Source organism: Marinobacter xestospongiae, assembly GCF_023156385.1.
Taxonomy (GTDB): Bacteria; Pseudomonadota; Gammaproteobacteria; order Pseudomonadales; family Oleiphilaceae; genus Marinobacter; species Marinobacter xestospongiae.
Window position 1 is genome coordinate 24,466 of record NZ_JAKZAK010000014.1, and the last position, 24,186, is coordinate 48,651.

At 64.1% G+C, this 24,186-nt stretch carries 19 protein-coding genes; 3 read left to right on the forward strand and 16 right to left on the reverse strand.

Annotated elements, in window-relative coordinates:
• Positions 1-23: 23 nt before the first annotated feature.
• The 4 genes from MLD24_RS11185 to alkB all read right to left on the reverse strand — a co-directional run bounded on the left by MLD24_RS11185 (position 24) and on the right by alkB (position 4,980).
• A complete protein-coding gene (locus tag MLD24_RS11185; RefSeq protein ID WP_248166681.1) occupies positions 24-1,208 on the reverse strand; it encodes an SO2930 family diheme c-type cytochrome in 1,185 nt (394 codons plus the stop codon).
• An 80-nt stretch (positions 1,209-1,288) separates the two neighbouring features.
• Positions 1,289-2,779: a parallel beta-helix domain-containing protein gene (locus MLD24_RS11190; RefSeq protein ID WP_248166682.1), complete on the reverse strand. Its 1,491-nt coding sequence runs from the start codon at positions 2,777-2,779 to the stop codon at positions 1,289-1,291.
• Between the two features lie 217 nt (positions 2,780-2,996).
• Positions 2,997-4,130, reverse strand: a complete 1,134-nt coding sequence (locus MLD24_RS11195; RefSeq protein WP_248166769.1) for a helix-turn-helix transcriptional regulator — start codon at positions 4,128-4,130, stop codon at positions 2,997-2,999.
• A gap of 196 nt (positions 4,131-4,326) precedes the next feature.
• A complete protein-coding gene (gene alkB / locus MLD24_RS11200; RefSeq protein ID WP_248166683.1) occupies positions 4,327-4,980 on the reverse strand; it encodes a DNA oxidative demethylase AlkB in 654 nt (217 codons plus the stop codon).
• A 169-nt stretch (positions 4,981-5,149) separates the two neighbouring features.
• Here alkB and MLD24_RS11205 point away from each other — a divergent pair, with 169 nt between their 5' ends.
• On the forward strand, positions 5,150-8,002 hold the full coding sequence (locus MLD24_RS11205) for an HD domain-containing phosphohydrolase (RefSeq protein ID WP_248166684.1): 2,853 nt from the start codon (positions 5,150-5,152) through the stop codon (positions 8,000-8,002).
• Between the two features lie 128 nt (positions 8,003-8,130).
• The gene (djlA, locus tag MLD24_RS11210; protein ID WP_227171952.1) at positions 8,131-8,925 is read left to right on the forward strand and encodes a co-chaperone DjlA; all 795 of its coding nucleotides are present in this window, start codon (positions 8,131-8,133) and stop codon (positions 8,923-8,925) included.
• A gap of 52 nt (positions 8,926-8,977) precedes the next feature.
• Here djlA and MLD24_RS11215 read toward each other — a convergent pair whose 3' ends face one another.
• Positions 8,978-10,855 (reverse strand): sensor domain-containing diguanylate cyclase, encoded by a 1,878-nt coding sequence (locus MLD24_RS11215; protein WP_248166685.1) that lies wholly within the window; start codon positions 10,853-10,855, stop codon positions 8,978-8,980.
• 704 nt (positions 10,856-11,559) lie between these two features.
• Here MLD24_RS11215 and MLD24_RS11220 point away from each other — a divergent pair.
• Positions 11,560-13,428 (forward strand): putative bifunctional diguanylate cyclase/phosphodiesterase, encoded by a 1,869-nt coding sequence (locus tag MLD24_RS11220; protein ID WP_248166686.1) that lies wholly within the window; start codon positions 11,560-11,562, stop codon positions 13,426-13,428.
• A 26-nt stretch (positions 13,429-13,454) separates the two neighbouring features.
• Here the strand turns inward: MLD24_RS11220 and MLD24_RS11225 are convergent, their stop codons facing one another.
• From MLD24_RS11225 to MLD24_RS11275, 11 genes are all read right to left on the reverse strand, one after another.
• Positions 13,455-14,465, reverse strand: a complete 1,011-nt coding sequence (locus MLD24_RS11225) for an AgmX/PglI C-terminal domain-containing protein (RefSeq protein ID WP_248166687.1) — start codon at positions 14,463-14,465, stop codon at positions 13,455-13,457.
• Complete coding sequence (locus tag MLD24_RS11230; protein WP_227171955.1) at positions 14,465-14,965, reverse strand: ExbD/TolR family protein; 501 nt, start codon at positions 14,963-14,965, stop codon at positions 14,465-14,467. The genes MLD24_RS11225 and MLD24_RS11230 overlap by 1 nt, the downstream gene beginning before the upstream one ends.
• Positions 14,966-14,974: 9 nt before the next feature.
• Positions 14,975-15,475 (reverse strand): ExbD/TolR family protein, encoded by a 501-nt coding sequence (locus MLD24_RS11235; protein ID WP_248166688.1) that lies wholly within the window; start codon positions 15,473-15,475, stop codon positions 14,975-14,977.
• A gap of 27 nt (positions 15,476-15,502) precedes the next feature.
• A complete protein-coding gene (locus MLD24_RS11240; RefSeq protein WP_248166689.1) occupies positions 15,503-16,210 on the reverse strand; it encodes a MotA/TolQ/ExbB proton channel family protein in 708 nt (235 codons plus the stop codon).
• Positions 16,211-16,340: 130 nt separating this feature from the next.
• Positions 16,341-16,715 (reverse strand): hypothetical protein, encoded by a 375-nt coding sequence (locus MLD24_RS11245; protein WP_248166690.1) that lies wholly within the window; start codon positions 16,713-16,715, stop codon positions 16,341-16,343.
• 14 nt (positions 16,716-16,729) lie between these two features.
• The gene (locus MLD24_RS11250; protein ID WP_248166691.1) at positions 16,730-17,314 is read right to left on the reverse strand and encodes a tetratricopeptide repeat protein; all 585 of its coding nucleotides are present in this window, start codon (positions 17,312-17,314) and stop codon (positions 16,730-16,732) included.
• Entirely contained in the window at positions 17,301-20,255 is a 2,955-nt protein-coding gene (locus MLD24_RS11255; RefSeq protein WP_248166692.1) for a tetratricopeptide repeat protein, read from the reverse strand. The genes MLD24_RS11250 and MLD24_RS11255 overlap by 14 nt, the downstream gene beginning before the upstream one ends.
• Positions 20,248-22,218 carry a tetratricopeptide repeat protein gene (locus MLD24_RS11260; RefSeq protein ID WP_248166693.1) on the reverse strand — a complete coding sequence of 657 codons (1,971 nt, stop codon included), beginning with the start codon at positions 22,216-22,218 and terminating at the stop codon, positions 20,248-20,250. Before MLD24_RS11260 ends, MLD24_RS11255 begins: the two co-directional genes overlap by 8 nt.
• A 7-nt stretch (positions 22,219-22,225) precedes the next feature.
• On the reverse strand, positions 22,226-22,774 hold the full coding sequence (locus tag MLD24_RS11265; protein WP_248166694.1) for an AraC family transcriptional regulator: 549 nt from the start codon (positions 22,772-22,774) through the stop codon (positions 22,226-22,228).
• A gap of 37 nt (positions 22,775-22,811) precedes the next feature.
• The gene (locus MLD24_RS11270) at positions 22,812-23,960 is read right to left on the reverse strand and encodes a DUF3570 domain-containing protein (protein ID WP_425562308.1); all 1,149 of its coding nucleotides are present in this window, start codon (positions 23,958-23,960) and stop codon (positions 22,812-22,814) included.
• Positions 23,947-24,174 (reverse strand): DUF4266 domain-containing protein, encoded by a 228-nt coding sequence (locus MLD24_RS11275; RefSeq protein ID WP_227171963.1) that lies wholly within the window; start codon positions 24,172-24,174, stop codon positions 23,947-23,949. The genes MLD24_RS11270 and MLD24_RS11275 overlap by 14 nt, the downstream gene beginning before the upstream one ends.
• Between the last annotated feature and the right edge of the window lie 12 nt (positions 24,175-24,186).

The window sequence follows — 24,186 nt, forward strand, 5'->3', positions numbered from 1 at the left end:
GGATCGCGCCGTACCCCACCGGCTCAGGGCTGGCAATCGCCAGTCATCCGGTTGATCCAGGCGGCCACCAGGGCAACACCTTCACCGTGGCTGAGGGCGCGGCCAATCTCCGGCATGCGGTCCCCGGGCTCGGTGGACACCATGCGGGCGTGGAGAATGGATTGCTCCGCGTCCCCGGGCACCACATCCCAACTCCGGCTGCCACCACCGTAGGCTACGGGGCGTTTGCATAACCCATGCTTGCTGGGCTCCGCCGCCAGGCTGCGCCAGTATTCCAGATGCAGGCCGGTGTTGCTGGCGCCACCTTCCGGGCGATGGCAGTGGGCACAGTTGATGTCCAGGTAGCCCTTGGCGAGCGCCTCCAGCTGCTGGTCGGATTGCTGCGCCAGGCCCTGTTCATCGCCGTCCCGATAGGTCGGCACCGCCGCCACAGTCGCCAGGTCTGTCGGTAGCCCGGAGAGCACGCCCTGTTGCTGCCAATAAGTCAACTGGTTGACCTCTCCATCGCCGTAATCCAGCGGTCCATTGAGGTTGCGCGCCTTGGGGCCGATGGGGGTGATGCGACTGGTGTCACCGGCACTGAATTGGTGGCACTGTTTGCACTGGTTCTTGTCCGGTACCTGATAGTCGAAACTCATCTGCTGGCCATTGTGCACCAGTGTCGAAGGCACCGACGCCCCGGCAACCTGCAGGGTGGCATCGCCGCCCTCGGCGTCCCAAACGTACGGCAGCGCCACCCAGCCATTGGGGCGATGGATCAGCAACCGGGTCTCGATCAGGGTTTCATTGGCCAGCCCGCGAAACGCGGTGTCCGCCGGCAGCGCGAAGGTCTTGCTGATGACTGTGCCCACCGGGAACTCAAAAGCCTCCAGAGGCTGATAGTCCGCGTGCGTGCCCTCGGGCACGAAGACAAATCGGTACTTGCTGGCGTAGTCGGTGAACAGCGGCGTGTTCAGCTCAAAAGGCAGGCCACCACCGTTGGCGCCGGTAGTGGGGTCAGAGGCGTCGGCAAACAGGCGGTAGCTGCTCAGATACTGGCAGTCCGCGGTCTGTAGCGCCTCCTGGTTGATGGCGCCGGCGGACTCGCCGCAAACGCCGGCTTCCTTGGGGCCAGGCTCGGGATCAGCGCTGCTGCCCCCGCCGCCCCCGCAGGCCGTCAGCAACAACAGGATGCCCAGGCCCAGGCTGGTCTGAAAACGATGTGTCATGGTACCTCCCACTCAGGACTCCGCCAGCAGCACGGCTGACGAAGTCCTGATCCACAGTTAACGTCAAAGGCTGGTCGCGGTTACAGATTGCAGGAGGCGGCACTGGGATCGCCGGTCTCGACGCTGCCACAGCCGTAGGCCTGGCCAGCGATGGTGGCGGATGACGCCGGCAGCCGACCGTGGGGCTGGTCGCAGGCCAGAATCTCGGCCTGGGCAGCTTCATACAGCAACTGCGGCGCAGGTACCGGATTCTGGGGATCGGTGGTGTCGAAGGCATCAGGGTCGGTGGGATCGGTCAGGTAGATCTGGCCATGGCTGACACCGCCGTTGTCGCGAGCGCAGATGGCATCTTCTGCAGCAAACGGCGCGCCGGTGGTGGTGCTGTCCGCACCGGCATTGGCCAGCAGCTCACCGATGCCGTCGTAGAGAATCGCCGGTACCGTCACACCGCCGGCCTGGTAACCCAGGATGATGTCTTCAATCAGGTCGCCCCGGGGATTGGCGCCGGAGTTGCTGATCTGGTTGTCGTGGATGCTGACGTTGCGGGGTACCGGCTCCCAGCCGTCATCGATGATGTCGGTGTAGGTGGGGTTGGCGTAGTTCAGCTGCTCGTCTGCGATGAAGTAGCTGGTGATGGTGACCGACGTGGTGTCGTGGTCGGCAATGGTGTTGTGGTAAACCTCGACATCGCTGCTGGACAGCAGAATCACCCCGGTACCCGGCGGCACGATATGCACGCCCGCGGCAAAGTCGCTGGAGTTGGCGAAGTTGGTGGTATTGTTGGCGGTGATGTCGTTGTCGAACACCCGCACCGTGGAGCCGTAACGCTCGTTACCGATCGGCAGGTCAAAGACCAGGATACCGCCGGTATTGCCGGTGGCGACATTGTCGTAGACATCGGCGTTGACCGAGTTTTCGATCTCGATGCCGGCGACATTCTCCACCGCCGTGTTCCGGCGCACCACAATGTGGCTGGACTGGCCGACATAGACCCCGGCATCGGCGGAGCCCCGCACGTAGGAGTCCTCGATCAGGATGTTCTCGCACTCCACCGGGTACAGCCCGTAGGCACCGTTCTCCTCATTCAGCTCCCCTTCCCAGACCGTTGCCACTGATTTGATATGGATACCGTTGGTGTCCTTGAGCTTGATGGCGTTGTTCGCCGCCTCGTAGACCCCCAGGTTCTTGATGGTCACATCCACCCCATTCTGGATGAACAGCCCATCCCCGCCAGCGGACGCGGAGAAATCAAGAATCGTTTCATCCTTGCCGTAGCCGAGGATGGTGATGCCCTGTAGCGAACTGCCGTCGCCGTCCGGGTCACCATCGAAGGTCAGGGTATCGGCGAGCTCGAAGCGGCCTTCCGGGAACACGATCACATCCCCGGATTCGGCATTGATGAAAGCCTCCTTGGCGGCCTGGGTAAGATTCTCCGCCGGCAGCATGATCGCGCCCGCCGGGAAAGTCGGGCCATCGTTGCTGTCGGAACTGCCACCGCAGCCAGCCAGCAGGACACCGGTCAACAGACCAGTGGACATCAGGAACAGGGTTCTGGAATTGGGTTGTCTCATCGCGAGGGTTCTCCGTATTGTTGTTATTGACTTGTTGCTATCGATACCTTCACGGAAACCCTATGGCGCCCGCCGCCGGCTGGCGAGCACTACCGCCGTGCAGAATCCTCCGACGACTTTGCAGATCCTTGAATTGCTTTTGAATCAATCAGCTGGCAGGGCGGAAATCGTCCTTTGTGCAAATCCTGCAATCCCCGCAATTGCCACTTTTGCACAGTCAGACGTGGTGTTCGGCAATCCTGGCCAGCGAGGCCTGGCGGGTTGACGGGGAAGGCACAGCCGGCGATGTCAGGCCGGCTTGCCGGTAGTCGGTGGGGGTCGTCGCCATGATCTCGCGAAACGCGCGATTGAACGAACTGAGGGTCCGGTAGCCGACATCCAGGGAGATGTTCAGCACCGGCAAATCAGGCTCTGCTAGCAGTCGCCGGGCCGCATCCGCCACCCGCAGCTGGTTGATGTAGTCATTGAAATTGCGATAGCCCAGGTGCTGGTTGATGGCCCGGCGCAGGCGGTATTCCGGCAGGCCGCTGGCGTCCGCGAGCTTGCGCAGGGTCAGCCGTTCGGTGCGATAGAACCCGCTGGCCATCAACTTGCCCAGCTGGTCGGCATCGGCACTGGCTTCATCGGCCCCGGGAGCGCTCAGTGGGCCCTGTGGGCTCGCGGCCACGGTTGTTGCTGGCAGTGGTTCCGATGGAGGTATTGCGGGCTGCGGCTGTGGCTGTGGCTGTGGCTGTGGCTGTGGCTGCGCCAGGGCCAGCATGCCATCCCGGGCCTGGACCAGACACAGCAGGGTAATGAACGCCGCTGGCGCCGTCAGCAGACTGCGCAGGCTGTCGGTGTACAAGCCGGTGTTGAGGCAAACCGCGGCAACTGACACAGTGCTGCCGACCACCAGCAGGAAGCCGAGCCGGGCCCGACGCCGGGTTTCCACGAGGTCATCCCGCCAGTGGCTCACCACCTGCAACAGACCATGAGCCAGCAGGGCGTATTCGCAATACTGACCCAGCCGGAAACCGACAAACACCACCCAGGCCTCCGCCTGCCCGGTAGCCACCAGCGGTCGCGCCAGGGCCGGTGCCAGCACGCTGTAGCACGCCACCGCCGCCCACAATGGCCGCCAGCGCGGGCGGCGGGCGAAGATCAACAGGCACAGCCACCAGAACAGCGCCGGCAGCGCAGTTTGCAGGTCTGCCATCAGCCAGCGCCAGGACGGCGCCACCCGCGGTTCCAGCAGGAACGCCACGGACGTGACAATCAGCAGCAGGAACACCTGCCCCACAGGCAGGCGTCGATAATCCCTGACGGCAATGGCGAACAACAACGCCAGGCAGCCCAGGGCAAAACCAGTCATCAGGAGCACAATGGTCGCCTTATTCTTGTTCGATGCGTACTGTCTAAGATGAGTACTATCTAAAATGAGTACTGTCTGAGATACGTACTAGCTGAATAGTGGCCAACCGGTTTCGGGTCTGTCCATGTCGGCGGCAGGTCTTTGCCAGCAAAACGTGAACCAGTGCACGAGGCAGGATCGGTTGCGGCGCCCGGGATCAGCGCCCCGCCCGCCGCAGGGTCAGGTTGTAGCGGCAGTCGCCGGTGACCGGATGGGTGCCCGGCTTCAGCGTCAAAACCCCGTGATAGCGAAACCGGGAAGGTCCGCCCCACACCACCACATCACCATGGTTCAGCGGCACCCGACGCGGCCGCTCGCTGCGTTTCAGGCCACCGAACTGGAACACCATCGGCAACCCCAGGGACACCGAGACAATGGGCTGACTCAGGTCCTGCTCATCCTTGTCCTGGTGCAGTCCCATTCGAGCCCCGGGCTGGTAGCGGTTAATCAGGCAGGCATCCGGGGAGAAATCCGCAAACCCGGCCAGGGCAGCGGCCTGAGTCGCCAATCGGGCAATCGCCACAGGCATGGCGGGCCAGGGCCGACCGGAAACCGGGTCCGTCGCCTGGTAGCGATAGCCGGCCCGATCGGTGACCCAGCCCAGTGCGCCGCAGTTGCTCATCTGCGCCGACATGGTCTGGCCGCCCGGGGTCACCATCCGCCGTAGCGGTGCCTGCGCAACCACCGAGTCGATCGCCGCCAACAACTGATCGGCAACCTCACAGGCATACGCCGGCAACACCACCGCACCGTCCGCCAGCGGCAGCTGTTCAGGCCCGGAGCCTGGCTCTGCAAACAGATCCTCCAGCATTACCTTACCTGTCGTTGGGGGGCGTTTTTGCGCTCCCGATGTCCCGTGCGGTTAATCCATCAAACCAGCGCATTACCGTCTATGGTAAAGGGTACGGAGCCTCAGGGAACCTCTGATCAAGTTCAATCCATTGCCATCCTTTCTCCCCGGCGCCGAGAAGGAGCGTATCGTGCCGCTGCCCAATCGCCAGTCTGCCCAGATCTCCCTGGCTCTGCTGGTGGCCATCACCGTCACCCTGGCCATGCTGATCCTTACGCTGGTGCTGATAGCACAGAGCTACCGGGGCCTGGAGAACGCCAAGCTCGCCGCAGCCGAGGAGTCAGCGCAGCAGCTGGCAGTGAACATCAACGACCGCATTGAGGCCATCACCGCACCGTCGCGGCTTGCCCTGTCGCTGCTGGAGCACGACCCGCTGATGACCACCCCAGGGCTGTCCGCCCGCCTGCAGCGGCTGTCGGCGCTGGCCGCGGTACTGGAGCAGAACGACATCGTCAGCGCGGTGTTTGCCGGCTACGACAACGGCGAGTTCTTACTGCTGCGCCAGGTCACCCGGCACACCCGCCCGTTGTTTCCCGACGCGCCACCGCAGACCGCCTTTCTCCTCCAGACCCGCAGCCGCGACGGTGGCAGCATCAACGGTAGCTGGCACTATTTTGACAGCGACCTGATCCAGCTTGCCGAGATCCCCCGGCCGGACTACCGCTACGACCCCCGCAACCGGGGCTGGTACCAACAGACCACCGAACCCGGACGCACCCGGTTGTCGCCACCCTATGTGTTTTTTACCACCCGGGACATCGGCCTCACCCTGTCGCGGCGGGTTGCGGAGGGCGTGATCGGTATCGATGTCACCGTCACCGCGCTCAGTCACCAACTCGCCGGTTTTGAGCACACGCCGAGCACCCGCATTGGTATCGTCAATGCCGAACGTCAAGTGATCGCCTATTCCCGCCCCGAGGAACTCAAGGCGCCAGGCCCCTACCCCAACCAGATGCGCGAGCTGGACACCCTGACCGATGACACCCTGGCCCAGATCAGCCAGCTCGATCCGGCCCAGGGTATGGTGCCTTTCGACCACCACGAACGTACCTGGTTCGGCCTGGCACTGCCGGTCGCCGGTCTCGACGACGGCCCCCTGCGCATCCTGCTGGCCATTCCGGCAGACGAACTGCTGGCGGAAGTGTGGGATTCCCTCGCCCACCAGACCCGCATTGCGGTGGCCATTTCCATCTTTCTGCTGGTGCTGGGCTGGTTCCTGGGACACCAGGTGGGCAAGCCCCTGGCTCAGCTTGCCCAGCGGGTGAGCGCGCTGTCGCAGTTTCGTTTTGACACACCAGTGCGGGTGAACTCCCGCATTCTGGAAGCATCCCGGCTCAGCTCCGCGCTGGAAGGCATGGCCGGCACCATTCGCAGCTTCCAGAACATTGCCCTGACCCTGAACCGGGGCCGCAACCTGGAGGAATTGCTGGACGACGTGCTGGCCCAGATTCTTCATATCATCGGCCAGCAACAGGGCGCCATCTACCTGTACGCACCCCGTCAGCAGCGGCTCAACCTGGCGGTCAATGCCGGCATGCCGGTGCCTGCCGGGGTGCCGGACATTGATGTCGCCAGCGATGACAGCGACCTGGTCCGTCACCTGCGACCGATGATGCCCGGCCACCCGCTGATCGCAGTGCTGCGCAATCGCCGCCAGGACCTGGTGGGGGTGCTGGTGATCGACATGGCCAAGACTGATCCCGGCAAGCTCAGCGACGACCTGGTGATCTTTGTCGAGGAAATTGCCGGCTCTGCTGCGGTGGCCATCGAAACCCGCGAACTGATTGAAAGCCAGCAGGCGATGCTCGATGGCATTATCCGGCTGGTGGCCAACGCCATCGACGCCAAGTCTCCGTACACCAGCGGCCACTGCGAGCGGGTGCCGCAGTTGGCCCAGCGACTGCTGGACGCGGCGGTGGCCAGCGACCAGCCACCGTTCCGCGACTTCCAGATGAGCGAGGACGAGGCCTACGAGTTCAAGCTGGCGGCCTGGCTGCACGATTGCGGCAAGATCACCAGCCCGGAGTACGTGGTGGACAAGGCCACCAAGCTGGAGACCATCCACAACCGCATTCACGAGATCCGCACCCGCTTTGAGGTGCTGCACCGGGACGCCGAGATCCAGTGCCTTCGGCGTCAGCTGGCGGGCGTGTCCGCCACCGATGCCGAACGCCAGCGGGATCGGGAGCAGGCCCAGCTGCAGCAGGAATTCGTCCAGGTGGCCACCGCCAACATCGGCGGTGAAGCGATGTCCGATGAAGCCATTGCCCAGTTGCAGCGTATAGCCGGTCGCACCTGGCAGCGGCATTTCAGCGACCGCCTGGGGTTGTCCCGGGACGAGATCGAGCGACTGCAGGGCCAGCCGGAATCCGCCCTGCCCGCCACCGAGACATTACTGGCGGACAGGCCCGAACACCTGGAGCCCTGGGGCGAGCGCCTGCCACCGGTCACCCGGGACGATCCCCGCAACCGCTGGGGTTTTGATATGCCGCTGCCGGCCCATGCCTACAATCGGGGAGAGCTGCACAACCTCACTGTGCGCCGCGGCACCCTGACGCCGGAGGAGCGCTTCAAGATCAACGAACACATCGTCCAGACCATCTGCATGCTCGATGCCCTGCCGCTACCCGACCGGCTTGCCAACGTGCCACGACTGGCCGGCACCCACCACGAGCGTCTCGACGGCGAAGGCTACCCCTGCCGGCTGGACGCCGCGGCCCTGGGCATCCCCGAGCGGATCATGGCGGTTGCGGATATATTCGAGGCCCTCACCGCGGCCGACCGCCCCTACAAGGATGGCAAGACTCTGACCGAATCCCTGTCGATCATGGTGAACATGGCGAACGAACGGCACATTGATGCCCAAGTGCTGGGGCTGCTCATAGAATCCGGGGTCTATCGCCAGTACGCCGAGGCCTGCCTGTCTCCGGGGCAGATCGATACGGTGGACGAAGCCGCCCTGGTGTCCCGTCTGGCCAAGTGAACGTCATGGCCGCGCTCCCTGGAGACTTTTGTCATCGAACGATTGCGGCTAATCTAGGGCAAATTTGCAGCACGCCAGAGCAAGACGCTGCTGGCTGATATCGTAGTCACCCTCCCAAGGATCACACCATGTTGTTCCCGATGATCATCGGTGGCCTGATCGGCTACCAGTTTGGACGATTCCCCGGTCTGCTGATCGGCGCCGTTGCCGGCGTTATCGTGGCCGGATTCCTGCGCAATCGGCTGCGGGCCACCCTGCAGTCGCGACTGCAGGATCTGCAGGCCTCCTTCATTGAACCGGTGTTTGCGGTGATGGGCGCGTTGTGCAAGGCCGATGGCGTGGTGACCCGGGACGAAATCCAGGTGGCGGAAGCGTTCTTTGACCGCTTCCGCCTCGCCGGCCAGCAACGCGAGGCGGCCAAGGCGGCTTTCAATCGGGGCAAGGCGGCGGATTTCGACCTTGACGCGGAGTTGAACCGCTTCCTGCAGGTGACCCGCGGTCAGCAGATGATGCTGCAGATGTTCCTGCAGGTGCAGGTCTCGGCGGTGGCTGCCGACGGTCAGGTCCACCCCGCCGAGCACGACATGCTGGTGAAGATCGCCCGCACCCTGGGGCTGCCGGAAAGCCAGGTGGAACAGCTGGAAGCGATGTTGCGGGGCGCCCATGCCGGACGGGCAGGCGGCGCGGGTGCCGCCAGCAGCGGCCAGCAGCTGGAGGATGCCTACAAGGTTCTGGGGGTGTCAGCCTCCGCCACCGACGCCGAGGTGAAGAAGGCCTACCGCAAACTGATGAGTGAGAACCACCCGGACAAGCTCGCCGGTCGTGGTCTGCCGGAAAGCATGCGGGACATGGCCGAAGAGAAGACCCGGGAAATCAGCCACGCCTACGACATTGTGACCGCCGCCCGTAAAGCGTCGGCCTGAGCCGCCCGCGCCTTTCCCGGTGCCGGCCCCTTCGGGCCAATCGAGCCAACCGTCAGCGCTTGATCGACGTGACCACCGGATCGGCCTGGGGCGACCGCTCCACCTGCACCCGATTGCGGCCCTGGGCTTTGGCCCGGTACAGGGCCGCATCGGCGCGCTCGAACAGTTCCTTGGTCTGCTCGGCGTGGTCCGGTATCAGAGTGGCAACGCCAATGCTGACACTCAGGCGGATACGGTCATCCGACACCCGGAATTCCGCCTGCTCCACCACCTTGCGGATACGCTCCGCCACCCGCACGGCCCCTGCTTCCGGGGTGTCCGGCAGCAACACCACAAACTCCTCACCACCATAGCGCGCCGCCAGGTCCTGGGGCCGGGTCACAATCTGGCGGATCTGCTCCGCAACGCTCTGCAGACAGTCATCCCCCACCAGGTGGCCATAGGTGTCATTGAACTGCTTGAAGTGATCGATATCCACCACCAGCACGGACAGCGGCTGCCGGAACCGATAGGCGCGTACGCACGCTGACTGGAACGCCGAATCGAAGTGGGCCCGGTTCTTCAGCCCGGTCAGGGCATCGGTGGAGCTGAGTTCCAGCAACTGGGCGTTGAGTCGCTCCAGATCCCGGGTGCGCTCCTGCACCCGCTCCTCCAGCTGGGCGTTGGCCTGCTGCTGAATCCGCAGCGACCGTTCCTGGGTCAGACGGACCTTGCGCTCTTCCCGCAACAGCCGCTGCTGGGCCTGGAATGCGGCCCGCTTCTCACGGTTGAGCCGATCGGCCAGGGCAATGGACAACAGAATCACCCCAAGCGCGGAGCCGAGCTGGGTGGCGTTCTCGGTAAACACATTGCGCGGCAGCATGGTGAACTTGCTGAGCGCCAGCACGATGCCCCCGGACAGCATGAACACCCAGGCGCCGGTGTAGTAACGCGCCGCCGTATCCCGGTGCCACCAGCGGTACACGCCGAGGAACAGCATCAGCGAGCAGGTCAGCGTGGCCAGGGTGATCGTAGGCACAATCAGCATCCGGTACGGCAACAGCACGCTGGCTACTACCAACAGGCCCGCCATGGCGATGGCGGCGATGGTCACCACACTGAGCCGGGGGTGGGTTCGCGGTACCACGGTCAGGAAGCGCATGGTGAATACCGCGCCAAATACGATCACCAGATTGAGAAACGCCACGATGGCCTGATCGTTCCACCAGGTTGCCTCGGGCCACAGGTACTGGAACGACAGCCCCCGCAGGGAGGCCAGAAACAGCGGCATGGCGGTAATGTAGCCAACGTAGTAGAGGAAGCTGCGCTCCCCCACCGCGAGGTAGACAAACAGGTTGTAGAGGATCATCACCAGGATGATGCCGAAATACACCCCCTCGGCGATGCTGCCGGCCTGGTCGGAGGCGTGAAAGGCCGCCTCGTCCCACAGTGTCATCGGTACCTGCATCGAACTGGTGGTTTCCACCCTCAGGTACAGCTGCAATGGCTCATCGGCGGGCAGTGCCAGCGGCAGCAAAAAGTTGCGGTGGTGCACCGGTCGCTGGTGGAACGGCAGCTTGTCACCCAACACCTGGTGCTCAACCACACCACCTCCCCGCACCAGGAACGCATCGATGCGATCCAGCACCGGGTAGGCGATTTCCAGCAACGGGGTGAAGGTCTGCGATCCGGGATTAATTGTCAGCCGAAACCAGAACACCTCTTCGCCGTAGCCGAAGTTGATGCTTTCGGCGTGATTGTCCATCCAGGCGGAGGGCGGCAATGCGCGGATCTGCTCGATGCCCAGGCCATCGGGTGGCTCGATCAGGTAATCCAGGTAGCGGGTCAGATCCACCCGCCGATCCTGGTCTGACCAGGTCAGGGTGTCTGCGTGAGCGCCGGTGGTCACCAGCAGCCAGACGAGCACGGTGATGAGTGTCAGGAAACGCATGGTTTGGCGACAGCCTTGTCATTATTGTTTGAAAAGTGTCCGACCAAAGTATGACTGAAGGGCCCGGCGGGTGCGCCGGCAGGACATAAAAAAACTCAAATAGATAACAAATGGCTACACATCACAGAATTTGACATTCCCTAAAGGGTTACAGCCCGTTAAGGTTCGCCCGCAACTTATTGTGTGGTCAGGACGCTCGCCCCTTGAATACCCTCAACCACGACAGCAACCAACCACCGGACCCTGCCCGGAATCCAGGCCGAAACCACGGTTGCGACCTTGGTTGGTTGGACAGCTCAGGGGGCTGTTGCCATTATTGATTAGGCTTCCTGGTTGCCATGGGCCCCAGGTTCGGGCTCTAGTGTCCCGTCTGGTCAATTTGTTGACTTACTGAGCCACTGACAACCCGAAGAGCTAGGCGTGCTGGTGACGGTTTGGTGGTTCCAAATCGAGGCAGTACAACGACGCTATTCGGGTTGTCAGTGGCTCCCGAAGGGCTTGTCTCTGAGGGCTCTGAGCCTGTGTTGCCACTGCTTGATGTGGAACCACCACATCGGCACAGCGGCGCCTTGGTCAGAACACTCAGAGACAAGCAGTAAGTCAACAAATTGACCAGACGGGACACTAATAGCCGGGAATGCCCGTGAGCGGGCCCTGACGACACGACACCGCCCGACGCGATACAGGAAACAGGCGCATAACCGATGTCAGACAGCAGACTGTTTACCGACTTCCACGAACGACTGATGAAGCTCAGCCACAGCACCGAGTTCATCAACGAATCCAGAGACCGCAAACTGGCTGCACTCACCACCATGTGTGCCACGGCCCTGGACGTGGAACGGGTCAGCGTCTGGCACCTGAGCCATGGTCATGATCGCCTGACCTGCGAACACCTGTGCGTCGATGGCGACACGGTGGTCCAGCAGCACTCGCTGGAACTTCATGCCCAAGAACATCCCCGTTACTTCGAGGCCCTGGGCAGGGCCAGACTGATTGACGCCATCGACGCCCCCCACGACAAGCGCACCGCCTCCTTTGCCCGTGACTACCTGATTCCAATGGGCATCCAGTCCATGCTGGACGCACCGGTGTTTGATGGCGCCCGGCCCAGCGGCGTGATCTGCCTGGAGGCTCTTCAACACCGGGAGTGGACCCTGCCGGAACTGTCGTTCGTGGTCGCCATCGCCGACACCATCAGCCTGATCAATACCCACACCGCCTGGCTGGAATCGAAGCGCAAACTGGACTACCTGACCCACTACGACAGCCTTACCGGACTACCCAACCTGCACAGTCTGCGGGACCGGGTGGAATATCTGGTGAGCAAGGCCAATCGTCGGCGCCAGGGCCCCTTCGCCCTGCTATGGCTGGATCTGGACCGACTCAAGACCATCAACGATGGCCTGGGTCCACAGGTCGGCGATCAGGTGATTACAGAGACCGGTGAGCGCCTGAGCAACCTGCAGATCAATGGCAAGTACCTGCTGGCGCGAATTGGCGGTGACGAATTTGCCCTGCTGCTGCGGGCCAGTGGCGATGGTCATGGCCTTGATGGGCTGGTCAAACAGGTCCAGCAGTCGATACAGGCCCCGTTCATGCTCCAGGACCAGCAGCTCAGCCTCACCGCGTCCCTCGGTATCTGCCGTTACCCGGACCACGGTCATGACGCCGAAACTCTGTTGCGCAGTGCCGAAGCTGCCATGTACCACGCCAAGAAGCGGGGCCAGGGCCAGGCCTGCTGGTTCGACTCGTCCATTCAGGTGACCGCCCGTTCCCGCTTTGCGCTGGAGCGGGACCTTCGCTACGCCATTCTCAACGATGAACTGACGGTGCACTACCAGCCCATCTTCGACGCTAGCGGCAAGCTGATGGTCAGCGCCGAGGCGCTGGTGCGCTGGCAACACCCGGAACGGGGGATGCTGCCTCCCATTGAGTTCCTGGAAGTGGCCCGGGGCGCGGGCCTGATGAATGAGCTCGGAGACAGCGTATTGCGGCAGGTCTGTCGCGACATCCAGGTCGCCCGGGAGCGTCAGCAGCCACTGCCCGTGATCAGTGTCAATCTGGCGGCGGAGCAGGTGCTGACGGCGGAACTGCCGGAACGGGTGGCGGCGGTGTGCAAGAACTTCGGGGTGTCCCCGCAGGCGTTGCAGTTCGAGGTCACCGAGGACGCCATCCAGGGCGATTCCCAGACCCTGCGGACCACCCTGACCCAACTGGTGGCCGCCGGATCGGAGCTGGCCATCGACGACTTTGGCACCGGCTACTCCTCCCTGGCCCGGCTCAAGAGCCTGCCGTTCTCACGGATCAAGATCGACCGTTCATTCATCCGCGATATTCCCACCGACGAGGACGACTGCGCCATCACCCTGTCGATCATCGGGCTGGCCAAGGGCCTGGGACTGTCGCTGGTGGCCGAGGGGGTGGAATCCCTGGAGCACGAACAGTGGCTGCAGTCCCACCACTGCGATTACCTGCAGGGCTACCGCTACAGCCGTCCGGTCTGTTTCGATGACCTCTGCAACCGCTTCCTCGACGACCTGCCGCGACCGGCTCAGGACTACCAGATCTGAACGCCAGTGCAGGGTGGCGCCGCCGATCAGCCGGAGAGCAGCTCGATGGGGTAGCGGATGGTGGTCTGGCTGACTCCCGGCTCGGCGCCAAAGTTCACCAGCTTCAGGCGGTTGCAGATCTTCAGCTCCAGCATCGGCTCGTTGAGGGTCGACTCCACCACCTCACAGCTGGACACCACACCACTGGCTTCGATCACCAGCTCCGGGGTGATCTGTCCCTGCAGCGATGGCTTACGCCGTAACGCCCGGTTGTAGATGCTGTAGATTGCCGATTTGTTGGCGTCCATGGTGCGTCGCAGGGATTCCCGCGAACGCTCGCGGTTGTCGCGGCGGTGCTGGGTTCTGGCCTCTTCCGCCGCTGCCGCGGCCACCACCTGTTCGGCCTGCTGGACCTCCGCCTGCTCCCGCTGTGCCAGTTCGCGGCTCTGGCTCTGCTGGTTCAGGCGGCTGTCATCCACGCCGCTGCTGCGGCTGGCGGTCGCCCGGGCAGCGAGGGCGTCGGTCTTCTCCCGGGCGATGGGTCTGGCGGTCAGATTGGCCTCCGGCGCATCCAGCTGGATCGAGTCTGCGGCCACACTGAGCTGGGCCAGCTCGCTGCTCATCGCCAGCACACCGCTTTGACTGGCCTTCTCCCGGGCCTGCGCCACGTCCGCCGGTGTCGGTTCCGGTTCAGCCGCAGCCACCGGTTCCGGCGCTGGCTCAGGCTCCGGTTCAGGCTGAGGTGCCACCAGTTTTGGCTTGGGCGGTGGCGGTGCGTCCACCACTTGCGGTTCGGGTGCGGGCTCAGGTTCCGGCACCGGGGCCGGTTCTGGCCTGACCGGCTCCGGTGGCTCCGGCGGCTTCTCCTGGATCAGCCGTGCCAGTTGCGGTGGCAGCGCCTCGCGCTCTTCCCGCGCCTGCTCTGGCAGGTCTACCCAGGTCACGTAGCCGGCAACGGCCAGGAACAGGGGCGTCACTACCGCTGCGATCAGTCGCAGGCGGCGCTTCTCTCCGGGTTCGTCGTTCCAGGGCAGGCCCAGTCGTTGAGAGTTCGCCATTACGCCCCCTGCTCCGCCTGCTGGCTCACCGCCAGGGAAATGCTGGCATAACCGGCGTCCACACAGGTGGACATGATCTTCTTCAGCAGCTCATAGGGCAGCTCCCGGTCCGCCACGATGGTGATCGGCCGGCCAGCCTCCGGTGCCGGGGCATCGGAGCGCTGGGCCTGGTAGTCCAGCTCGGCCTTCAGCGACGGTTCCACCGTGCCCTCGTAGGCCAGCAGGTCCGCCCGTTTGAGCACGGCCCGACCATTGATGACGATGTCCTGCTGGGTCACGGTCAGCGCCAGCACGTCCGCCGGCGGGGTGTCCGCACTCGACACCGGCAGCTGGATGCCCTTGTCCGGGTTGATCACCTGAACGTCGCTGGACGAGTTCACCATCAGGAAGAACACCAGGATGGTGAAAATGTCCATCAGCGACACCAGGTTCAGCTTGCTCTGCTGCTTGCCCCGGCGCTGGTGGCGCTTGAGGCGCTTTGCTTTGGCTGATTCTTTCATGCCCGTTCCTTAACCCGATTCACGCCCGGTCTCCGGCGCATCTCCGATGGATATCTCCGGAAACAGCTCGGCGTCCACCACACTGCCCGCCACCACCGTTTCATAGGACCGCACGGTGTCCATGGTGGTGACCAGGGTCTGGTAGGAGGTCTGCTTGCGCGCCATGATGACGATGTCCCGCTTGTCCGGTACCCGCGATTTGATCTCCTGCATCACCTGACCCAGCAGGTCGAAATCGTGACCACCGTCGCGGTTGGGAATGCGCTTGATCACCCCGGCGCGGTTGTCCGATACCACCAGTGCGTCGTCCCCCAGCACCACCTGCAACTGCAGGGTTTCGGCCGGGTCGCCGGCCTGGCCGCCGGACTCGGGAAAGTTCAGCTCCAGCACGCTGGTATGGGCAAACACCATGTTCAGCAACAGAACTGGCACCAGCACGATCATCAGATTCATGAACGCGGTGATGTCCAGATCGGCGTCACTGCGCAGGCGACGATGTTTCCGCCTCATAGTGAGACTCCTGTGTCGTCGGCGTGATCAGGCAACCGAGCCAGCATTGGCCGGTTTGTCCGCAGCCGCCGGCGCGGCCGGTTTCTGGGAGCCGGTGGCTGGCGCCGGGGCGCGACCGTCGGCAACCAGGTTGAGCACCTTCACCCCGGCCATCTCGAAACTGTCGACAATCTCATTGGTCTTGGTCTGCAGGACCGAGTGCAACAGCAGCAGCGGGATGGCGGAAATCAGACCGAAGGCGGTGGTGTTCATCGCCACCGAAATGCTCTGGGACAGCAGGCTGGCCTTCTCGGCGGGATCGGCCGAAGCCACCGCGGTGAAGGCGGCAATCAGGCCGATGATGGTGCCGAGCAGGCCCAGCAGCGTGGATACGTTGGCCAGGGTGGAGAGGTACTGGGTCCGTTTCTCCAGTCGCGGCATGACCTCCAGCAGGCCCTCTTCCATGGCGTACTCGATGTCCTCGCGGGACTGGCGGCGGGCCAGGCGCTGCAGGCCGGCGCCGATCATCGCCGACATCGCGCTGCCGGATTCGTTGGCGTAGTTGAGCGCGCCCCGCAGGTCACGGTTGGCCAGTTTGTGGTGCAACTGGCGGAAATCCCGGCGGTTGGTGACCTTCTGGGCGGACAGGTACACGTAACGCTCGATGGCAACAATCAGCCCGATCACCAGAATGAAGGCGATCGGAAACATGAAAAAGCCACCTTCCTGGAAGAAGCGAATGGCGGTTTCAATCATTGGAAGTCACTCCCGGTTGGATAGTTCTGAATTTTCGTCATGGCTACTTTTTGAACACTCATCTGTTTTCAACTATTCATCGTTTCCCGAACACGCCTGTATCACCTTATGCTTTTGTGTCCAGAGAAGACTAGGGCGCTGGCTTTGGCTGGGCTGCGGCGCCCTCCTCGAGGTTGGCCATCGCCGCCTGGAAGCGCCGGTGGTAATCCAGCAACCGGCGAAACTCCGCCCGCTCCAGTGGCGCAATACCGGTGCCGACCATCAGTTGCTCGTCGGCCCGCTTCAGCGCCTGCACTTGCGGGGGCAGCCAGGGCACCAGGTACATCACCGTCGGCAGCTCCTGATCAGCGCGAATCCGGGTTCCCTCAATGGTCACGACGTCGGCATCCCCTGGCTGGGCCTGGGCAATACCGGCAAGCAACAGCAGCGCTACACCGGCAAGCGAGGGTTTGCTCAGGGGGCGCGAAACGGCAGGAGCCATTCGGCGGGATCGACGTTTCTGCATAAGCTCTCCCGACATCATTCAATCCGACGGTCCAAATCAAATATCCATTCACTGACCTGGGGATCTTCCTCCGGCTGCAACGACTGATAGCGCTGATACAGCGCCAGCGCCTCGGTCAGTTCGCCACGGTACAGTTCCAGCAGAATGCCCAGGTTGCGCAGCGCCGGCTGGAAGTCTGGGTTCACCGCCAGGGCCTGGCGGTAATAGCGTTCCGCAGTCTCAAAATCGGCGTCTTGCCGGGCCAGCACCCCCAGGGCATTAAGGCTGTGCAGATGCTCAGGGTGCGCCGCCAGCGCCTGCTGAAAATACCCCCGGGCCTGATCCCGCTCGCCCTGGCGCATGGCAATCAGCCCCAGGTTGGCCACCGGGCCGGCCAAGGACGGATGGGCCTGATGGATCGACTGCAACTGCGCTGCGGCGGCATCAAGATCCCCCGCCGACAGCTGCGACAGCGCCGCCTGGTAGGCGGTGCGGGTGGCCTCATCGGGCTGCCAGGTGATACTGTCAGGCGCGGGTTGCCGGGCGGCACACCCGGCCAACAGCAGCAACGCTGCCAGCAGGCAAGAGCCGTGGTGACGCCTGCGGTTACCGCAATTCATCGATCACCTCCGCGGTCTGCTCGGCTTTGTTGTAGCGGGCGGGCAACAGCTGCGCCAGGGCCTCGAAACTCTGGCGAACCCAGTCATCGTAGAGGCCGTTCCAGCTGCGTCGGGCGTTCTGCTCATGAATGTCGATGGCGTTGTCTTCAAACGGGTAGGCCTGCTCTTCCAGCAACAGCTCGTACTGCATCAGCTCCAGTTCACTCAAGCCCTGGGGTCGTTCCGAGTCCATCAGCGCCGCGCCCAGCTGGGCGTAAAGATCGGCGATACGGTAGCCGGCTTCGGTGGCAAAGTCGGCAACGCCATAGCCGCTGGTTTTCCGGTAGGCCGCAACGGCCGTCTCCAGGGTGCGGATCTTGGCCGGCAGGGTCTGCTGCAGCGGCAGCGTCAGCTCAATGGCCAGGAACGCCTGATAGGCTTCCTCCGCCAGGGCCGCGGAGGCTCCCGCTGCCTGGTAGCGCAGGTAGTCGTCGACGCTTCCGTTCCGGGTTTCGCGGGCATCCACCGCCGCCACTTGCCGCTGCAACCAGTAGCGGCGTTTGTCGACATCGTCGCGTTCGGCGTAGAGCTCTGCCAACCGGTCCGCCGCCGTCATGTAATCCGCCAGCGGTTGCGGGTAGCGATTGGCATAGCGGCGCCAGGTCACGATGGCCTCGCCGGTGTTCCCGGCGCGGTCGTACAGCTCCGCCACCAGGATCAGGGTCTGACGTCGCTCGTCCTCGCTGTCCGCCAATGCCAGCAAACGCCGGGTTTCGTCTGCGGCCTGTTGCCACTGGCCCGTTTCGCGGTAGGCCAGCGCCAGCTTGGCCGGTAGTTCGTCGTTCAGTTCATGGTCGGGGTAGTCGCGCCGGAAGCCGCCCAGCACCGCGATGGCCCGATCCCAGTCGGCCAGCTCAATCAGATAGCTGGCGGCGTCGTACTGGGCATTGGCGCGCAGGGCCGCCCCCGGAGCCACCCGGCCCACCCTTAGTAACTGTTCAACCGCCGCCACGGTGTCGCCGGCGGCCAGCAGATCGTCGGCCTGACGGTAAACGCTGGCGGCCAGGTTCTCGGTAATGTCGGCGCGACGCTGGTCCTGCGGTGCCATCACCAACAGTGCCTCCTGATAGGCCTGTTCGGCGGCCGTATAGGAGCGCAACTGGTAGAGACTGTGGGCCTTCAGCAACTGGGCTTCCGCCATCAGCTCCGGTTGCGGCAGCGGCTGCCAGTCGATCAGGCGCTGGGCATGGCGCAGGGTCTGCTGATACCGCTGGTGCTCAAATTCATGCTGGGTCGCCACGTACAGCACATCCAGCGCCCGGGGATCGCTGGCAAACCGGGTCACAAACCGCAGTCGGTTGCGCTGCTGCCGCTGCATCAGTGCTCGGCGCTGTTCCGTCGCGGACTCAGCCGTCGCAACCGTCGCAACGTAATCCCGATAGGCCAGGATGGCTGCATAGCCTGCCTCGGCGGCACGGGGGTGGGCGTCAAAGCCATAGGCCACCTGCTCAAACGCGGCGATTGCCTCGGGCCACTGGGCCAGCGCCAGGTGTGTTTCTGCCAGCAGGAACAGGATTTCCGGGGTACGGGCGTGATCCGGGAAGGTCGCCACGAACTCGCCATAGTAGAAGGCCGCAGACTGGTACTGCGCCCTCGCCTGCTGCCGCTCTCCGGAACCCTCGGCCCGCTGCGCCAGCGCGTAGTGACGATTGGCCAGTTCGGTCAGCAGGGGTTCCAGCTGTGTCCGCAATTCGTCGCGCAGGGGCGCCGAAGCCTGTTGCCAGTAGCCGCTGGTGATGCCGTAGTTGAGGATGAAATCCGCCTTCCAGCGGCCGATGTCGCTGCTAAAGCCGGCCCGCTGCAGGGTATCGATAATGGCCAGGTGGTAGCGCGGCGACCAGCGGCTGTCCGGGTGGTTGGCAATGTAGCGTTGGAACACCTCAATGGCATCGGAGTAGCGCTCGTTGGCCAGCAGCTGCTCGCTGTAGCGGTCATAGACCAGGGTTTCGTAGGGTTTGCCACCGATGTCCCGGAACAGCCGCTCGACGCTGTCGGCGCCCCCGAGATGGGTGAACGCCAGTCCCATGACCCGGAACAGGTCCTCCACCATGGTGCGATGGCGCTGGTCGACGCCGGCAACCCGGGTATCCGCCGGTAACACCCGGTCCAGCACCCGGGTGAAACTCATCAGGCTGCTCTGATACTGAGCCAGCTTGAATGCGCACCAGCCGATCATGAAATGGGCATCCGCCAGGAAGCGCTGGTCCTCGCCATCGGCGCCGGCGATCACCGCCCCATATGCCTCAGCCGAGGCGCGGTAACGCCCTTCGGTAAACAGCTGCTCGCCACGACGAAACTGGGCTTCGGTTACCAGTGCCGACGCCGGGTAGTCGCGGATCAGCCGCTCCAGGGTCTGCAGGTGCGCCGTCCGTTCGCCCTTGAGATCGTAGGCCTTGGCCAACTGGTAAAGCACCTGGTCATTGCTGGCCCGATCCGGGTACTGGCGCAGCAGGCGCTGGTAGGCCGCAATGGCCGGCGCCAGGTCATCGACCGCCTGGTCCGCCAGCCGCTCCTCTGCCTGCTGAAAACGCAGGTCCGCCAGCCGGTGCTGTACCTGCACCAGTCGTTCCTGGTCCTCTGGCTGCCGCGAGGTCTGCAGCAACGGCAACAACGCTTCGTAGCTGGCGATCACGTCGGTCAGCGCCATGGTTTCGGTTGTGCGCCCGGGATCGCTGTTTCCGGTTCTGGGGACCCCGTTCCCACTCGTCTCATTGGTCGAACCAACCGCTGACAGGTTGCTCAGATCGGCGGGCTGGAGCGTTGCCAGGGTGTGGGGCTGAACCTGCGGCTCATCGTCGCCAAACCAGTCGTCCGGGGACAGGCTCTGGCAGCCACCCAGGCTGGCCGCCATGGCCAGCACCAGCCAGGACCGGCGCGGGGTAAAGGCAGACTGTCTAATCATCGGTCTGCTCCTCTGGGCGGTCATCGACACCACTGAACACCGCATCCGCCAACCGGGCCTGGGCGTGGCGGCTGGCCACAAGGTAGCGTTGCACGGTCTGCTGCTGGCGGTCGAAATCCGCCTTGACCCGGGCCAGCAGTTCCGCCCGGGCCTGGCTCAGGGCCAGCTCCAACTCGCCAGCCAGGGTCTCAAGACGCTGGCCGCTGGCGCTGATCCGCCGGGCCAGGCTGGCGTTGCCGCCGGTTCCGGCCATTTCCCCGGCCAGTGCCGTCCGGCGCTGGCGGAACTCGGCCATGGCCTGGTTCAGTTGCCGCAGCTGTTTCTGCGCCGCCCAGCGATTGACGCCGTAATCGTCTGCCACCTGCCAGTCAAAGTAAGCCTGGATGCGGGCGATCTTGCGGCGCTGGGATGCGGTGCGTTCATCGTCGGGCAGGGTTTCCAGTGTCGCCAGCACCCGCTGGATACGCCGGTGAGCGGCCCGCTGCGGCTCACTCATGAAGAAGTCGGCGTCCTCCGCCGCCAGCGCCGCGTCGATGCGACGCTGGAACCGCTGCTGCTGGCTGAGCCACTGATCAGCCTGCTGCGCCTGCAGAGCGGCGCGGGTGTCGGCGATCTTGCGCTGGCGCTGGCTCTGGCGGGTTACCAGCATGGCGTCGAAGGACGCCAGTTTGTCCTGCCAGTCGGTCAGCAGACGCTGCAGCCGGTAGAGCTCGTGCAGATCCCGCAGCGCCAGCTGGAACGGTTCCTGCGACAGCAACTGGGCCAGCGCGGGGTCGCCCGGCTGGAGTTGCAGTCGACCATAGGCGTCGCTGCCCAGCGTCGGGTCACCCAGAGTCACGGCACTCTGGGCCGGTGGCTGGCCATCGGCGACCGACGCCAGCGGTTGCAGGGCGCCGACAATGCCGGCCTCGGTCAACTGGGCCCGGGCCTGTGCCAGCTGTTGCTGCAGGGTCTGGTAGCGCTCTGCGGCACCGCGATAGGCCGCCATGGCCTGTTGCGGCCGCTGCAGCTGTTCCAGCACATGGCCACGGGCATAGGGCACCTGCTGTAACCAGGGCGAGAACAGGCGCCGCTGTTGCAGGGTATCCAGAGCCTGCAGCGCCAGTCCCCAGGATTCGGTCCCGGCACTCGCCAGGGCATAGTGGTACAGCGCCTGGTCGGAGAACGGGCTGTCCAGACGGATGGCGGCCAACCGGGACTGGGCATCGCGGTGTCGCGACTGCTGCAGATACAGTTCCCCCAGGCTGAGCTGAGTGCGTTCCAGCAGCGCCCGCGACTCACCGTCCTGCGCCGGTGCCGTGGCCCGGAGCTGCGACGCCAGCTGCTCCAGTGTCGCCAACGCCGCCTCACGATGCCCCGCCGCCAGCCGTGCGCTGGCCAGGTTGTAGCGCAGATAGTGACGGTACAGACTGCCGGACGGTAACCGCGCCACCAGCGCCTCCACCTTGCTGTCAGCACCGGCCCCGTCAACCCGCAACGCCAGCTGGCCCTGCAGGTACAGCCACTGCTCATGGTCATCCGGAGCGTCCGCCGCCAGCACCTCTGCAGTCACCCTGGCCAGGGCCTGCTGCGAGCGTGAGTTGTCACCTTCGAGGTAGTACACCTTGCCGAGGTAGAACCAGGCCAGATTGCGGCTGAGCGCATCAACCCGGCTGTCCTCCAGCAACGCTTCGAACAGGGCCTGGGCCTGGCGGGTCATGCCGTAGGCCAGCATCACGCTGCCGCGGATCAACTGCGGATGATCGCCGTGGCCCTGGATGCCATCGCGGGCCTCGGCGACCGCAAACCCGGTCAGCGCGTCCAGCGACCGACCCTGATAGTGATCGTACAGGATGGTGCCGTAGCCCAGGTCCTGGGCCCGCTGCGGCCAGTCATCGCTGGCGGCAGCGGCCACGGACGGGGCACTGGCCAGTGCCAGCCCAAGACCGAGCAATTGGAGGGTTCGGGACAGGGTCCGACTCACGGCGCGCTCACTCCCACTCGACGATCTCGACATGGGGCTGGTAGTCCGCAGCGCTGTCCTGAACCCGGATTTCCAGCGAAGCGATGTCCGCCCCCTTGTCAAAATCCAGGGTCGCCGCTTTCTTGTAGGCGCGCTGGTCGGCGCCCACGCCCTCAACGAAGACGGTGACCTGGTGGCTGCCGCTACGCAGGTTGCCGATGTACAGCCGCTGCATACCACCGCGCTGGAGCGCCGCTACCTGACGGTCGGTGTACAGGTGCGCCGCCACCACCTCGTCGTCCACTTTCAGCTTGACGCTGTCGAGGGTGAGAAAGCGGCCCGTGTCGACACTCAGGAACACAGCAAACTGGGTGCTGGCGGGAAACAGCAGATCCTCCTCCAGAATGAACAGATCCCGGTTGAGTTCGATCACCCGGCGCTTCAGCTCCTCAACGCTGACCGCTGCCCCCGCCTCCGGCTCGGCAGCCTGGTCCTGCGCGGCCCCGGCCAGCGGCAGTGCCAGCAACAGCCCGCTGAGCAAGAGCCGGGGCAACCCTGAAACGGTGTTCTTTGTCATAGCCATAACCTTGTTCGCGAGGCCCGTGACGCCGGGCTCAGTACTCAAGAATCAACGAAGCCCGGGTGACGAAAGCGTCGAAGGAATATAACGGTTCCTCACCGGGCAGGTAGTTCCCGGGCGCAGTCACGTCCCGAAAGTTGTCGTAACTGAAATCGAGGTAGTCCAGCAGCAGGCTGAACTGCAGCCGATCGACACCGGGCAGGCCGCTCTGGCGCCATTCGTAGCTCACTCCGGCGCCCAGGGTGGTACCGGAGAAACGGCTGAGTTCCTTGTCCCGGGCCAGGTGGGTCAAAGCGTTCTCATAGGTATACAGGTCGCTGTAGAAATCCGCCTGGTCCTGGGTGTAGTAGCGGACCCGACCTTCCACAACCCAGCGCGGCCCCAGCGGATGCACGTAGGCCATCTCGACGGTGTGGGCCTGGATACCCCAGCTGTCGTTGAAGAAGCGATATTCGCCCCGCAGCGAGGCCCGGTACGGCAGGTAATACAGCGCCCGACCGGCGACCGCCAGGCTGGTGCGGGTCTGCGGGTAGCGTTCCGGCTGGTAGAGGAAACTGCCCGGGTCCGCCGGGTCCAGGTAACGATTCTGGCGATAGGGGTTCTGCAGGAAACCCTCATCGGTGACTGCTTCCAGATCCAGCCCCAGCAGACTGTTTTTGGTGAGCACCTGGGAAATTCCGAGCTGGTAGTTGCGGCGGTCGGCGTCCTCTTCAAAGCCGTCGTTTCCGGTCATACCGACTTCATCCCAGCCCTGGGCGTAGCCCATCTTCAGGGTGGTGAGACCGCCGAAGAACTCCTGGTTGACTGACAAGTAAAGAGTGTTGGCCTCGTAGTCGTTCTCAGAGCTGTTGGTATAGCCCAGGCTGAGGATGGCCTTGTCGTAGAGGTAGTCCACCCCGGCGGTGTACTCGGTGCGTTCCTCGGTGTACTTGCTGGCGGTGGCCAGCACGTCCACCGAGGCGGCAGACACGGAATCGACGTAATACTGCCCGGTGAACGACAGCTGGGGGCCGGCACTCTTGCGCACCAGCACCGACGGGCCATCGATCACCATGCCACCGCCGTCGTATCGGTGGTACAGCACATCCACCTTATCCACCGGCAGGGTGGCGGCCGATGCGGTGGTGGCCAACAGCGTCATCGCCAGCAACAGCCAGCGCGAGCCCCAATCAGTTACAGCCACAACCACCTCCGGAGCCGCCTTCGGCACCACGGGCCGATTCCCGCGCCTGATATACGTGGTGCATGTAGGCATCGGCGTAGCCATGGCGACTCGGACTCATGATCGGGTCTGCCAGGTTGGCCCGCTCATAGGGTTTGACCCAGGGCTCAATGGCGCTGCAGCCAGACACCACAAGCAGGGCCAGCAGGGAAGCGATTATCAGCGGTTTCGTCATTTTGCGTTACTC